The sequence below is a fragment of the Marinihelvus fidelis genome, assembly GCF_008725655.1.
Classification (GTDB): domain Bacteria; phylum Pseudomonadota; class Gammaproteobacteria; order Xanthomonadales; family SZUA-36; genus Marinihelvus; species Marinihelvus fidelis.
Genome location: NZ_VYXP01000013.1, coordinates 19,694 through 33,407, shown reverse-complemented (window position 1 = coordinate 33,407; position 13,714 = coordinate 19,694). Strand labels below are relative to the sequence as shown.

Below are 13,714 nucleotides of genomic sequence, written 5' to 3'. Positions count from 1 at the left end.
GCACGCGCGGGCAACACCCGACGCGCGCGCCGTGAGTCGATAGACAAGGTAGGAAAAATTTGGATTCGCGGAACCCGCTTCCGGCCAGTGTGCAGCAGACAATGCTGCTGGCCTCATTCGCGAACCCCGGTATTGAAGTGGATGGAATCCATGATTACGACTCACACGTTATCGTAATCTCGATGATCCCGCAAGCGGCGGCTCCTTAAGCCGCTTCACGCGTCACGCGTAACGCGTCACTCATCCAGCAGGATGACGTCCACGCGGCGATTCACCGCCCGGCCCTCTTCGGTTTCGTTGCTGTCGAGGGGGTAATCCTCGCCCATGCCGATGGCGTTCATGCGGGTGACGTCGACACCGAGTTCGACCAGGGCGTCGCGGACGGCCTCGGCGCGGCGCTGTGACACGTTAAGGTTGGCCTGGGCGCTGCCGGTGCTGTCCGTGTGGCCCTCGATGCGGATGGCCTTCTCGGGCTCGGTCTGCAGCAGGTCGACGACTTCGACCAGGCTGCCGCGCGCGCTTTCCTTCAGCGCTGTTTCATTGCTCTCGAACAGCACATCGCCCAGCGTGACGACCACACCGCTCTCGGTCTCGCGCAGCTGCAGGTTTTCCAGCTGGCGCTTGAGCGTACCCATCTGCGCGACGGCCAGGTCGGCCTCGCGGCGGGCCAATTCGGCTTCAGACGCGTGCGACTCGGCCAGGCGGCGGGCCTGCTCGGCCTCGGCCTGGGCCTCCTGGGCGCGGCGGGCGGCCTCGGCCTCCTGCTCCAGCGCGGCCTGGTTCTGCTGGCGCAGGCGTTCGGCATCTTCACTGGACGCGGCGAACAGCAGGCGGGCCTGCTCGGCTTCCTGGCGGGCGCGTTCCGTTTCCAGCTGGCTGGCTTTCAGCAGCATGCGGCCACGCTCGGCGTCCTGGGCGGTGTACTCCTGGCGGAACTGCTCGCGCTGGGCCATGGCGCGGGCGATCTGGATGCGGCGCTCGGCCATGTAGACCAGGTGCTGGCGCTCAACGTCGCCGGTGGCCTGCTCGGCGGCCCGCAGGGCGCGCTCGGCCTCGCCAACGGCCAGCGGAGCGAGCCCGGCCAGGTTCTCGTCCGACTCCAGCTGGTTCAGCTGGTTACGTACACGCTCCAGGGCCAGGTCCTTCTTGGGCGCGGACTGGCAGCCGGCCAGCAGGGCCGCGGCCAGGGCGACGGTCAGCAGACGCGGGGTATTCATTCGAAGTCCTCCCCGTAAATGCCGGTCAGTTCCTGCTGCAGTTCTTCGTTGGAGCGGCGCAGTTCATTCAGCCGCCGGCGCTCGCGCGCCGTGCGTGACTGCTCGATGGCGAGTTCGGAGTTGATCTCGGACTGCTCGATCGCGAACAGCGCGGCATCGTACTTGCGGTTCTCAACGGCGGTTCTCGCCAGCTGCAAGCGCTCGCGGGCGAAACGCAGTTCAACGGGCGAAAGCTCTTCGGCCCCCGCCTGCTCGGCGGCGGCAATGGCGCGCTCTGCGGATTCGAAGATTTCCGGGCCGGGCGGCTGCGCCGCGCAACCCACGAGCAGGGCAAACGAGAGAAGGACGATGAATCGGGCCATGTGACTGCCGGGTTACGAAACTCACCCGGATTATGAACGATGCGGGGACCGGGGTGAACCGTTCAGTCGTTGGCGGGGGCGTCGGGCTGGGCTTCGGGTACGGCATCGGCGAACGCGGGCAGCGCCCCGCACGCACGCACAACGCGCTCGACCCGGGGGTATGGCTGCAGCGAAAAGCCGAAACGGTCGGCGTTGTAGGCCTGGCCAACGATAAAGATATCGGCCACACCCGGCGCTCCGCCCAGGCAGGTGTCACCACCGCGACCCCAGGCTTCCAGGCGGGTTTCTATGGCGCCGAATCCCGCGGCCATCCAGTGGTGCATCCATTCCCGCGCGGCGGCGTCATCGGCATTGAGCCGGCCTTTCAGGTATTGCTGCACACGCAGGTTGTTCAGCGGATGGATTTCGCAGGCGACATCCAGGGCGATGGTCCGCGCCAGCACGCGCTCGCTGGCCAGGTGAGGCAGCAGCGGCGGCTCCGGCCGGGTCTCCTCCAGGTACTCGCAGATCGCCAGCGACTGGGTCAGGACATGGCCGTCGATCTCGAGCGCCGGCACCAGCCCGGCGGGATTCAGCGCGCGAAACGCATCGGTGTGCTGTACGCCGCCATCACGCACCAGGTCCACCGGCACGTTTTCATACCTGACTTTCTTCAGGTTGAGCGCGATACGGATACGGTACGCGGCCGTGCTGCGCCAGTAGCCGTGAAGTCGAGGCCGCTCAGTGCTCATACTTTTCGATGACCTGCTCGATGGCGCCGAAGATGCTGTCACCATCGTCATCGAGCATCTCGATGCGGATGCTGTCGCCGAAACGCATGAACGGCGTGACCGGTTTGCCGTCGGCGATGATCTCCAGCATGCGCTTCTCCGCCAGGCAGGACGCGCCAACGCCGGTGTCCTGGTTGGCAATGGTGCCGGAGCCGACCAGGGTGCCGGCGGCCAGCGGCCGGGTCCTGGCCGCGTGCTCGACCAGGCGCGCGAAATTGAACTGCATGTCGGTGCCGGCATCAGGATGGCCAAACGCCTCGCCGTTCAGTGTCGACAGCAGCGGCCGGTGCAGCACCGTGTCGCGCCAGTACCCGCCCAGTTCATCCGGCGTCACGAACACCGGCGACAGCGCGGAGCGCGGCTTGGACTGCAGGAAGCCGAAGCCCTTGGCCAGCTCGCCCGGGATCAGGTTACGCAGGCTGACATCGTTGACCAGGCCGACCAGGCGAATCGCCGCTGCGGCCTCGTCCACGGTGGCACCCATGGGCACATCACCGGTCACGACAACCACCTCGGACTCGAAATCGATACCGTAGCTCTCATCGGCCACCGGCACCGCGTCGCGCGGGCCCATGAAACCCGACGCCGTGGCCTGGTACATCAGCGGGTCGTCATAGAACGACTCGGGCACCGTCGCGCCACGGGCGGCGCGCACGCGCTCGACGTGCGGCAGGTAGGCGCTGCCGTCCAGGAATTCCCAGGTCCGCGGCAGCGGCGCGGCGGCGTTCGCCGGGTTGAACTCCATGACGCCATCGGCGCGGTCGTGTTCCAGGTCGTCCGCCAGGGCACGCAGCAGCGGCTCAGTGCGACGCCAGTCCTCCAGGGCAATGAGCAGGCTGGGGGCGATGCCGGTGGCTTCCACGCAGCGGGCCAGGTCGCGGCTGACCACGACGAGACGGCCGTCGCGGCCGTGTTTGAGCGATCCGAGTTTCATGAATGCAGTCCTAGCTTTTTGGTTTCCAGGAGTCGACGTAGCCGCCCCACTCCACTGAGCCCGCGCCTTCGTCCACGTCCAGCGCGTCGCGGGTGTCGATCATCACCGCCACTTCCTCGGTGCCCGCGGCCTTCTGCTCGAAGGCGTTCTTCAGCGCCTTCGGGTGCGGGCCGTGGGTGAAACCGCAGGGGTGCAGCGACATCATTCCCGGGTGAATATTATCGCGGCTGAAAAAGTCACCCGCGTGATAGAAGATCACTTCGTCGAAGTCATCGTTGTTGTGGAAAAACGGCACTTTCAGCGCACCCGGGTCGGTCTCGAACGGCCGCGGCACGAAGGTGCAGATGACGAAGCGGTTGGCAACAAATGTGGTGTGCGCCGACGGCGGCAAGTGGTAGCGATGGCTCATCAGCGGCCGGATATCGCGCCAGTTCAGGCGCACCGGCACCAGGTCGCCATGCCAGCCCACCGCGTCCAGCGGGTTGAACGGGTAGGTGATGCGGCTGAACGCCTCGCGGCGCTTGATGCGCACTTCCCACTCGTTCTCGTCCTGCTGGTCCAGGAAGGCCTGGTCGATTTCGGGCATGCCCAGTGCGGCCGTGTCGAAGATGGCGTTGGGGCCCAGCAGGCCGCGATCCGGCAGCATGTAACTGGCGTTGGTGGCCTCGATCATCAGCACCCGCGCCGGTTCGCTGATCGCCAGCCGCCACATCGTGCCGCGCGGCAGGACGATGTAATCGCCCTCGCTGAACGACATCCGCCCGTAGTCACAGAACAGTTCGCCGGCGCCGGAATGGATGAACAGCAGCTCGTCGCCATCACCGTTGCGGACCAGGTGGTCCATCGACTGCCGCGCTTCCCAGATGCGGATGCGGCAGTGCGCGTTCGACATCAGCGGCCGCGCGGACCACGGCGAATCGCCGAACTGGTCGAGCTTCGTGGTATCGAAAGCGCGCGGCTTCAGCGCGCCCTCGAAATTCGTCCAGCCCGTGGGCGGGTGGCGGTGATGCATGTGGGTGGCGGGCCCGAAAAAGCCCTCCTTGCCCAGCTCGCGTTCGAACGTGCCTTCCGGCAGGTCGGCATGCGCCTGCTTCGAGGCCTTACCCTCGCTGCGCGGCGTGGTGATCCACTTCTTACCCATGGCCGTTCGCCCTCCCCGATCCAGCGGAATACCTTACAGCACGCCCCGGCGCTGCTGGTCCAGTTCGATGGACTCGAACAGCGCAGTAAAGTTGCCTTCGCCGAAACCCTGGTTGCCCTTGCGCTGGATGATCTCGAAGAAGATCGGCCCGACGTTGGTCTGGGTGAAGATCTGCAGCAGCTGCTTGGAGCTGTCCTGCTGGTCGGCGTCGATGAGGATGCGGTTACGCTTCATGCGCGCCACGTCTTCGTCGTGCTCGGGTACGCGGCGGTCGATGATCTCGTAGTACGTGTCCGGTGTGCTCAGGAACTCGACACCCTTTTCACGCAGCGCCTCGACGGTCTCGTAGATATCGTTGGTGAACAGCGCAATGTGCTGTACGCCTTCGCCCTTGTACAGGTCCAGGTACTCGTTGATCTGGCTCTTCGGGTCTTCGCTCTCGTTGATCGGGATGCTGATGTTGCCGTTGGGCGCGGTCATGGCACGCGACTTCAGGCCGGTCTGCTGGCCCTTGATGTCGAAGTAACGAACCTCGTAGAAGCCGAACAGGCGGGTGTAGAAATCGGCCCATTCGTCCATGTTGCCGAAGAACACGTTGTGCGTCAGGTGGTCGATAAAGGTCAGCCCGAAGCCCTTGTGGTTCGGATCCGCGCCCTCGATCAGTTCGTACTCCTTCGCCAGCGCGCTGCCGTCCTGGCGATCCACCAGGTACAGCATGGAGCCGCCGATACCGCGGATGCGCGGGCCGTCGATGGCGGCGCCCGGGATGTCACTCATGGATTCAGCGCCCTTGGTGAGCACCGAGGAATAGGCGTGTGCGGCATCGGCCACGCGCAGGGCGAAGCCGGTGCAGCACGGGCCGTGCTCCGTAGCGAAGCGAGTGGCGAAACTGTCAGGCTGCTCGTTGACCAGGAAATTGATGTCGCCCTGCCGGTACAGGGTGATGGCGCGGCTACGGTGGCGCGCGATGGGTGCAAAGCCCAGCTGTTTGAACAGGTCATGCAGCAGCTGCGGTTCGGGTGCGGCGAATTCGATGAATTCGAAACCCTCCACGCCCAGTGGATTGTCACGGTGTTCGGTCATTGTGGCCTCCGGTCGACAGCGGGGGCCGCTGCCGGGATAGAATTCGTGATGACGCGCGAATGCGCGCGTCCTTTTGGATATAATAGTTTCACTTGTAACTATATGCAAGGTGAGCCCTGCCCGTGAGCGACAAAAACCCGAACACTGACGAGCATTCCGCCGACGCGTTCGCGCTGGAAAACTTCCTGCCCTACCGCCTGTCACTGCTGTCGAACACGATCAGCGGCGGCATTTCCAACGCCTACCGGAAAGTCTATGACCTGAGTGTGACGGAATGGCGGGTGCTGGCCATCCTGGGCCGCTACCCCGGCCTGACCGCCACCGAGGTGACCGAGCGCGGCGCCATGGACAAGGTGGCCGTCAGCCGCGCGGTCAATCGCTTGGAGCTGCGCAGCCTGGTCGAGCGCGGCGAACACGGCTCCGACCGCCGACGTGTACCACTGGTGTTGTCAGAGGGCCCCGGCAAGGCGCTGTTCAACGACGTGATGCCGCGGGCGCTGGCCTATGAGAAGGCCTTGCTGGCTTCGCTTACAGATGAGGAGCGCGCCACGCTGGAGCGCCTGGTGGGCACCTTGCAGGCGGCTGCGGAGCAGCTGGGAGAGCTGGGGTCAGAGTAAGGGGTCAGAGTCCTGACTCTGACCCCTTACTCTGACCCCGGCGTTCGTCAGACCCCAATCTCCGTCCGAACGTCCAGCAGCTCCGGAAAAAACGTCAAATCCAGCGCCTTCTTCAGGAATGCCACGCCGGATGAGCCACCCGTGCCGGTCTTGAAGCCAATGATGCGCTCGACGGTCTTCATGTGACGGAAACGCCACAGCTGGAAGCTTTGCTCCATGTCGACCAGCTTTTCGCATAGTTCGTACTCCACCCAGCGGTTGTCCGGCTCTTCGTAGATGGACTTGAAGATCGGCACCAGCGCCGGGTCGCGCTCATGCGGCTCGGACCAGTCGCGATCCAGGTGCTGCGGGGGCACGGCGTGACCGCGGCGCGAGAGAAACCGCAGGAACTCGTCGTAGATGCTGGGTGAGTCCAGCACTTCGCGCAGTTCGGCCTGCTGAGCCGGGTTATGCGCGAACACCTTCAGCATGGCGGCGTTCTTGTTGCCCATCAGGAATTCGACCATGCGGTACTGCAGCGACTGGAAGCCGCTGGCAGAGTTCAGCACCCCACGAAACTGCGCATACTCGCTGGGCGTCAGGGTTTCCAGCACGGCCCACTGCTCAAACATCTGTCGCTGGATCTGCTTGAATCGCGACAGCACCTTGCTCACCGGCCACGGGTCGTCCTCGGCCAGGTGGCGAATGGCGGCCTTCAGCTCGTGGATGATCAGCTTCAGCCACAGTTCGGTCACCTGGTGCTGGACGATGAACAGCATCTCGTCGTGATGCGGCGGATCGCTCAGCGGCGACTGCGCGGTCAGCAGCCGGTCCAGGCCCAGGTAGGCGTCGTAGGTCAGTCGTTCACCGAGATCGGTCTCGATGCCGTCTTCCAGATCACGTTGATTTTTCGGGAGTTCGGTCATGGCTGACCCTCCGCGCGGGGATGATGACGATTCACGGCTTGGTTCTGTGGGGAAAAGAGGACGTATAATAGCGGACTTTTCCGGTGCCGCGGCTCAGCGGGACTGTCCGAACGGTTAACAAAGGAAGCCCTACATGCCGGCGACCATCGCTTCGTTCAAGATCGATTATTACCAGCATTTATCACCCGACGGCCGCCTGATGGGCGACGACGCGCCTGCCCTTGCCACCGACTTTGAAGAACTGCGCCGCCTGTACGCGCTGATGGTGAAAACCCGCGTCTTCGACAAGAAGGCCGTGGCACTGCAGCGCACCGGCAAGCTGGGTACCTATGCAAGCTGCCTGGGCCACGAAGCCGTGCATCTCGCCATTGGCAGCGCCATGCGCGAGGAAGACTGCTTCGCGCCCATGTACCGCGAGTACGGTGCCCAGTTCTGCCGCGGCGTAAAAATGTCCGAGGTCCTGCTCTACTGGGGCGGCGACGAGCGCGGCAACAATTTTTCCGGTCCGAAGCACGATTTCGCCTGGTGCGTGCCCATCGCCACCCAGTGCCTGCACGCCACCGGCGCCGCGCTGGCCTACAAGCTGCGCGACGAGAAACGCGTGGCCGTGACCGTCGTGGGCGACGGCGGTTCGTCGAAAGGCGACTTCCTGGAGGCCATGAACGCCGCCAGTGCCTACAAGCTGCCGGTGGTCTTCATCATCTGCAACAACCAGTGGGCCATCTCGGTGCCACGCAGCAAGCAGAACAGCGCCAAGACGCTGGCGCAGAAGGGCGTGGCCGCCGGCCTGCCCTCGATCCAGGTCGACGGCAACGACATCATCGCCGCACGCTGGGCCATGGATGAAGCCATCGCCCAGGCCCGCGACGGCGGCGGCGCGACTGTCATCGAGATGATCACCTACCGCCTGTCCGACCACACCACCGCCGACGACGCCACGCGCTACCGCGCCAGCGAAGAGGTCGACGAGGCCTGGAAACGCGAACCGCTGGTGCGCCTGAAGGCCTATCTCACCGACCAGGGCGAGTGGGATGATGCCCGCGAACAGGCGCTTCAGGACGAAGCCGCCGCCGCCGTGGACGAGGCCGTCGAAGAGTACCTGGCCGCCGGCAAACCACCGCTGGAGTCCATGTTCGACTACATGTACGCCGAGCTGCCGCACGACCTGGCCGCACAGCGCGAGAAAGCCCTGGAGGAACTGTCCTGATGGCCCGCGTCGCAATGGTTGAAGCGGTGACCATGGCCCTGGCCTGGGAGCTGGAACACGACAACTCGGTGGTTGTACTGGGCGAAGACGTCGGCATCAACGGCGGCGTGTTCCGCGCCACCGCGGGCCTGGCCCAGCGCTTCGGCGATGAGCGCGTGCTCGACACGCCGCTGGCCGAGACCATGATCGCCGGCCTGTCCGTCGGCATGGCCACGCAGGGCATGAAGCCGGTGGCCGAGGCCCAGTTCATGGGCTTCATCCTGCCGATGGTGGACCACATGATGTGCCACGCGGGCCGCATGCGGCACCGCACGCGCGGCCGGCTGACCTGCCCGATGGTGCTGCGCGCGCCTTACGGCGGCGGCATCCACGCGCCGGAGCATCATTCGGAAAGCACCGAGGCGCTGTTCGCGCACATGCCGGGCATCCGCGTGGTGATCCCGTCGTCCCCGTCACGCGCCTACGGCCTGCTGCTGGCCGCCATCCGCGACCCGGACCCGGTGGTGTTCCTGGAACCCAAGCGCATCTATCGCCTGAACAAGGAAGAGGTCGAGGACAACGGCGAGGACCTGCCGCTGGATGTTTGCTACGTGCTGCGTGACGGCACCGACCTGACCCTGGTCACCTGGGGCGCGATGGTGAAAGAAACGCTGGAAGCCGCCGACAAGCTGGCGGAGAAAGGCATCAGCGCCGAGGTCATTGATGTCGCCACCATCAGCCCGCTCGACATGGACACGATCATCGAGTCGGTGCAGAAAACCGGCCGCTGCGTGATCGTCCACGAGGCCGTGCGCATGTGCGGCGTGGGCGCCGAGATCGCCGCGGGCCTGGCCGACGCCGGCCTTTACCACCTCTACGCCCCCGTCAAGCGCGTGACCGGTTACGATTCGGTCATGCCGCTGTACAAGATGGAAATGAAATACATGCCGAGCGTCCAGCGCATCCTGAACGCCGTCGACGAAGTCCTGGAGGTTTCATGAAAGTCTTCAACCTGCCCGACCTGGGCGAAGGCCTGCCCGACGCCGAGATCGTCGAATGGCTGGTCGCCGAGGGCGACGAGGTCAAGACCGACCAACCCATGGTCAACATGGAAACGGCCAAGGCCGTGGTCGAAGTGCCATCCCCGTTCACCGGCAAGATCGCCAAACTGCACGGCGCCGCCGGTGATGTGATTGATACGGGTGCGCCGTTGGTGAGCTTCCTTGTTGAGGGGGAGGAGGAAGGAGAGAGGAGTGAGGGGGTTGAGGCTGGTGATGATGTCTCGACAGCCGATGCGGCTGCGGAGCCGGCTGCGGATGAGGCGGCGGCTGAAGAGCCCCGCGCGGATTCGGGCACCGTGGTGGGGGCCATGGAGTCCTCCGATGCGGTGGTCACCGACGCCTACTCCGATGTCGGCGGCATCAAGGTCACGCCGGCCGTGCGCGCCCTGGCCCGCAAGCTGAAAGTCGACCTCGCCACCGTCACCCCCACCGGCAAAGACGGCGTCGTCACCCGCAAAGACATCGAAGATGCCTCCAGGAACCCGCAGGCTTCCGCTTCGCAACCGTCACGCGTCACCCGTCACCCGTCACCACCCCCCCAGCGCCCGGCGACCCCACCCGCCCCCCGCCCGGAAGCCACCGGCGAATGGGAACCCATCCGCGGCACCCGCCGCACGATGGCCCGGGTGATGTCCGAATCGCATGCCAAGGTGGTCGCCACCACGCTGATGGACGACGCCGACATCCACGCCTGGGCCTGGGGCCAGGACACCTCGGTCCGCCTGCTGCGCAGCCTGTGGGCCGGCGCCCAGGCCGAGCCCGGCCTGAACGCCTGGTACGACGGTGAGCAGGGCATGCGCATGATCCACAAGGGCATGGACGTCGGCATGGCCGTCGACACCCCGGACGGCCTGTTCGCCGCCGCGCTGCGCAACATCCACTCGTCCACCGCCGGCGAAGTCCGCGAGTCGCTGAACCGGCTGAAGGACAACGTGCAGAACCGCGCCATCCCGCCCGAAGACCTGAAGGACTACACCATCATGTTGTCCAACTTCGGTGTCTTCGCCGGCCGCTACGCCACGCCGATCATCAACCCGCCGTGCGTGTGCATCGTCGCCGCAGGCAAATCCCGCCACGAGGTGGTACCGGTACTGGGTGGCGTCGAGGCGCACAAGATCATCCCGCTGTCGCTGACGTTTGATCACCGCGCGGTGACCGGCGGCGAGGCGGCGCGTTTCCTGAAAGCCATGATCGAGGACTTGCAAAAGCCGGAGTAACGGCGTGGCCCTCGACCCGGCCGGGGGTAGGTAGCGCGTTCACGGGGACGCTCGAGCCGTCCATGGTCGCTTCATCGCCGGCCATCCCTGGCCGGCGAGACCCCGTGATCACGCTACCCACCCCCAGCCTCGCCAAGTCACTCGTCACCCGTCACCTGTCACCCGTTACGCGTCACGCGTCACGCGTCACGCGTCACGCGTCACCGAGCTTGCCCGAACGCAGCGCCTGCTGTAGAATTCGCCGGCTCCCAAAACCGCAATGAGCGGCTGGGAAGAATCAGGTGCGGCACGATTCGCATCAATACGCACACTTGACCGCAACGGTCCGGATGGGTGCCCGACATAAAAACGGGTTTCCGGACAGGGCAAGTGGAGGATTAACCCGGGATACAAGACACCGAAGCCAAGCGGTTTGAGCCGCCGGCCGGTGCGCTGTCCCTTTATGCAAGGTATTAAGATCATGGCAGATATCACCATGCGCCAGATGCTCGAAGCTGGCGTGCACTTCGGTCACCAGACCCGTTACTGGAACCCCAAGATGGCGCCGTACATTTTCGGCGCGCGCGGCAAGATCCACATCATCAACCTGGAGAAGTCGCTGCCGCTGCTGATCGACGCGCTGAACTACACCAGTTCACTGGCGGCCCGTCGCGGCAACATCATTTTCGTCGGCACCAAGCGCGCGGCCAGCGCGTCCATCCGTGAGGAAGCCCAGCGCTGTGGCATGCCTTACGTGTCGCACCGCTGGCTGGGCGGCATGCTGACCAACTTCCGCACCATCAAGCAGTCCATCAAGCGCCTGAAGCACCTGGAACAGGCCGAGGAAGACGGCGGCCTGGGTCACCTGGGCAAGAAGGAAGTGCTGACCCTGATGCGCGAGAAGCAAAAGCTCGACCAGAGCCTGGGCGGCATCAAGGACATGAAGGGCCTGCCGGACGCCATGTTCGTGGTCGACGTTGACCATGAAGACATCGCCATCAAGGAAGCCCGCAAGCTGGGCATCCCGGTCATCGCCGTGGTGGACACCAACTGCTCACCGGAAGGCATCGACTACGTCATCCCGGGCAACGACGACGCCATCCGCTCGATCCGCCTGTACACGCAGCTGATCGCCGACGCCGTGCTGGAAGGCCGCGCATCCGCGCCGGTACCGGAAGACACGCGCAATGACGAGTTCGTCGAACTGGACGAGCACGGCAACCCGGTGAAGCGCGAGAAGCCGGCCAAGAAGGCCGCGCCGAAGAAGAAGGCCGCGACCCGCAAGAAGGTGGCCAGCAAGGCCGCACCCAAGGCCGACGACGCTGAAGACGTGAAGGCCGAAGCCAAAGCCGACGCCAAGACTGAAGCCAAGACTGAAGCGAAAGCCGAAGAAAAGGCCGAGGAAGCGACCGAAGAGAAGGCCGCGCCGAAGACCACCAAGAAGGCGGCTGCCAAGAAGACCGCGAAGAAGGTGGCCAAGAAGGCCGCAGCCAAGAAGGCTGACGATGCCGAAGCCAAGGCTGACGACAAGGCGGAAGCCAAGTCCGAAGACGGCGAAGCCGACAAGTCCTGAGTAATCCCGGCCCGCCCCCGCGGCGGGCCCTGTAATTGAATTGAGAGGAAAAGACCCATGGCAGTGACCGCCTCATTGGTGAAGGAACTCCGCGAGCGTACCGGCGCGGGAATGATGGAATGCAAGAACGCCCTGGTGGAAACCAACGGTGACCTGGAAGCCGCAGTCGAGAACCTGCGCAAGTCCGGCCTGGCCAAAGCAGACAAGAAGGCCGGCCGCGTGGCTGCCGAAGGCAAGATCGTGATTGCCGAAGACGGCGCCGCCGCGGTGCTGGTCGAAGTCAACTGCGAAACCGACTTCGTGGCCAAGGACGACAACTTCCTGGGCTTCGCTGACCTGGTGGCCGCCGAGGCGCTGGCCCTGGGCAGCACCGACGTCGCCGCCCTGATGGCCCGCGAAGTTGACGGCGAGTCACTGGAATCACGCCGCCAGGCGCTGGTTTCCAAGATCGGTGAGAACGTCCAGGTGCGTCGTATCGAACGCCTGGAGAACGCCGGCGGCGTGGGCAGCTACGTCCACGGCGGTCGCATCGGCGTGCTGGTCGCGGTTGACGGTGGTGACGAAGAACTGGCGAAAGACATCGCCATGCACGTCGCCGCGCTGAACCCGCAGTTCGCCAACGTCGAAGACGTGCCGGCCGAAGTCCTTGCCAAGGAAAAGGAAATCCTGGTCGCCCAGGCCGCCGATTCCGGCAAGCCGGCTGACATCATCGAGAAGATGGTCGAAGGCCGCCTGCGCAAGCACCTGGCCGAAATCACCCTGGTGGGCCAGCCGTTCGTCAAGGACGGTGACGTCACCGTTGGCAAACTGCTTGAACAGAAGGGTGCTTCCGTGAAAGGATTCACTCGTCTCGCCGTGGGCGAAGGGATCGAGAAGAAGGAAGAGAACTTTGCCGAAGAAGTTATGCAGCAGGTGGCCGGCAGCTAATCACTGGCCCGAGGGGGAACAGTGACGAAGCCCGTCTATAAGCGCATCCTTCTGAAGCTCAGCGGTGAAGCGCTGCTGGGCAAGGAAGACTACGGTATTGACCCGGTGATCCTCAGCCGGATCGCCGGCGAAATCGCCGACGTGGTCAATGCAGGTACCGAGGTTGCCGTCGTCATCGGCGGCGGCAACATCTTCCGCGGTGCCGGGCTCGCCGAGTCCGGCATCGACCGGGTCACCGGCGACCACATGGGCATGCTGGCCACGGTGCTGAACGCACTGGCGCTACAGGACTCGCTGGAGTCGGTCAACATCGACGCCAGGGTCATGTCCGCGGTGTCCATTCACGATGTCTGTGAGGACTATATCCGCCGCCGCGCCATGCGGCACCTGCAGAAGGGCCGCGTGGTCATCTGCGCCGCCGGTACCGGCAACCCGTTCTTCACCACCGACACCGCCGCCGCGTTGCGCGCCATCGAGATCGGCGCCGACATCCTGCTGAAGGCGACCAAGGTGGACGGTGTCTACACGGCCGACCCCAAGATCGAGAAGGACGCCGACCGCTACGATTCGCTCAGCTACGACGAAGTGATCGAAGGCAAACTGCGGGTGATGGACACCAACGCCATCGTGCTGTGCCGCGACCAGGACATGCCCATCCGCGTGTTCAACGTGTTCGAAGAGGGCAACCTGCAGCGGCTGGTGAACGGCCACCCGGTCGGTTCCATCGTCCACTGAAAACCGG

Annotated in this window: 13 protein-coding genes and 1 pseudogene; 7 read left to right on the top strand and 7 right to left on the bottom strand. The window is 64.8% G+C overall.

Annotation, left to right across the window (positions count from 1 at the left end; genetic code table 11):
• Window positions 1-236: 236 nt before the first annotated feature.
• The 6 genes from F3N42_RS14765 to hppD form a co-directional block, all read right to left on the bottom strand.
• Entirely contained in the window at window positions 237-1,217 is a 981-nt protein-coding gene (locus tag F3N42_RS14765; protein WP_150865436.1) for an OmpA family protein, read from the bottom strand.
• Window positions 1,214-1,579, bottom strand: coding sequence for a DUF4398 domain-containing protein (locus F3N42_RS14760; RefSeq protein ID WP_150865434.1), 366 nt, complete (start codon window positions 1,577-1,579; stop codon window positions 1,214-1,216). Before F3N42_RS14760 ends, F3N42_RS14765 begins: the two co-directional genes overlap by 4 nt.
• Window positions 1,580-1,641: 62 nt before the next feature.
• A complete protein-coding gene (gene maiA / locus F3N42_RS14755; protein ID WP_150865432.1) occupies window positions 1,642-2,310 on the bottom strand; it encodes a maleylacetoacetate isomerase in 669 nt (222 codons plus the stop codon).
• The gene (locus F3N42_RS14750; protein ID WP_150865430.1) at window positions 2,300-3,283 is read right to left on the bottom strand and encodes a fumarylacetoacetate hydrolase family protein; all 984 of its coding nucleotides are present in this window, start codon (window positions 3,281-3,283) and stop codon (window positions 2,300-2,302) included. The genes maiA and F3N42_RS14750 overlap by 11 nt, the downstream gene beginning before the upstream one ends.
• A gap of 10 nt (window positions 3,284-3,293) precedes the next feature.
• On the bottom strand, window positions 3,294-4,424 hold the full coding sequence (locus F3N42_RS14745; protein ID WP_150865428.1) for a homogentisate 1,2-dioxygenase: 1,131 nt from the start codon (window positions 4,422-4,424) through the stop codon (window positions 3,294-3,296).
• Between the two features lie 33 nt (window positions 4,425-4,457).
• The gene (hppD, locus tag F3N42_RS14740; protein WP_150865426.1) at window positions 4,458-5,507 is read right to left on the bottom strand and encodes a 4-hydroxyphenylpyruvate dioxygenase; all 1,050 of its coding nucleotides are present in this window, start codon (window positions 5,505-5,507) and stop codon (window positions 4,458-4,460) included.
• A 122-nt stretch (window positions 5,508-5,629) separates the two neighbouring features.
• Here hppD and F3N42_RS14735 point away from each other — a divergent pair, with 122 nt between their 5' ends.
• The gene (locus tag F3N42_RS14735; RefSeq protein WP_224784972.1) at window positions 5,630-6,124 is read left to right on the top strand and encodes a MarR family winged helix-turn-helix transcriptional regulator; all 495 of its coding nucleotides are present in this window, start codon (window positions 5,630-5,632) and stop codon (window positions 6,122-6,124) included.
• A 47-nt stretch (window positions 6,125-6,171) separates the two neighbouring features.
• Here F3N42_RS14735 and F3N42_RS14730 read toward each other — a convergent pair whose 3' ends face one another.
• Window positions 6,172-7,029: a tryptophan 2,3-dioxygenase gene (locus F3N42_RS14730; RefSeq protein WP_150865422.1), complete on the bottom strand. Its 858-nt coding sequence runs from the start codon at window positions 7,027-7,029 to the stop codon at window positions 6,172-6,174.
• Between the two features lie 133 nt (window positions 7,030-7,162).
• On the opposite strand from F3N42_RS14730, the gene pdhA reads away from it, so the two are divergent.
• The 6 genes and pseudogenes from pdhA (at window position 7,163) to pyrH (ending at window position 13,707) form a co-directional block, all read left to right on the top strand.
• Window positions 7,163-8,236, top strand: a complete 1,074-nt coding sequence (gene pdhA / locus F3N42_RS14725) for a pyruvate dehydrogenase (acetyl-transferring) E1 component subunit alpha (protein WP_150865420.1) — start codon at window positions 7,163-7,165, stop codon at window positions 8,234-8,236.
• The gene (locus F3N42_RS14720) at window positions 8,236-9,216 is read left to right on the top strand and encodes an alpha-ketoacid dehydrogenase subunit beta (RefSeq protein ID WP_150865418.1); all 981 of its coding nucleotides are present in this window, start codon (window positions 8,236-8,238) and stop codon (window positions 9,214-9,216) included. The genes pdhA and F3N42_RS14720 overlap by 1 nt, the downstream gene beginning before the upstream one ends.
• A complete protein-coding gene (locus tag F3N42_RS14715) occupies window positions 9,213-10,493 on the top strand; it encodes a dihydrolipoamide acetyltransferase family protein (RefSeq protein WP_150865416.1) in 1,281 nt (426 codons plus the stop codon). The genes F3N42_RS14720 and F3N42_RS14715 overlap by 4 nt, the downstream gene beginning before the upstream one ends.
• A 460-nt stretch (window positions 10,494-10,953) precedes the next feature.
• Window positions 10,954-11,766 (top strand): annotated as a pseudogene (rpsB, locus tag F3N42_RS14710) (30S ribosomal protein S2); the annotation flags it as partial.
• A 336-nt stretch (window positions 11,767-12,102) separates the two neighbouring features.
• Window positions 12,103-12,972 (top strand): translation elongation factor Ts, encoded by an 870-nt coding sequence (gene tsf / locus F3N42_RS14705; protein ID WP_150865412.1) that lies wholly within the window; start codon window positions 12,103-12,105, stop codon window positions 12,970-12,972.
• 21 nt (window positions 12,973-12,993) lie between these two features.
• Window positions 12,994-13,707, top strand: coding sequence for a UMP kinase (gene pyrH, locus F3N42_RS14700; protein ID WP_150865410.1), 714 nt, complete (start codon window positions 12,994-12,996; stop codon window positions 13,705-13,707).
• The last annotated feature ends 7 nt before the right edge of the window (window positions 13,708-13,714 follow it).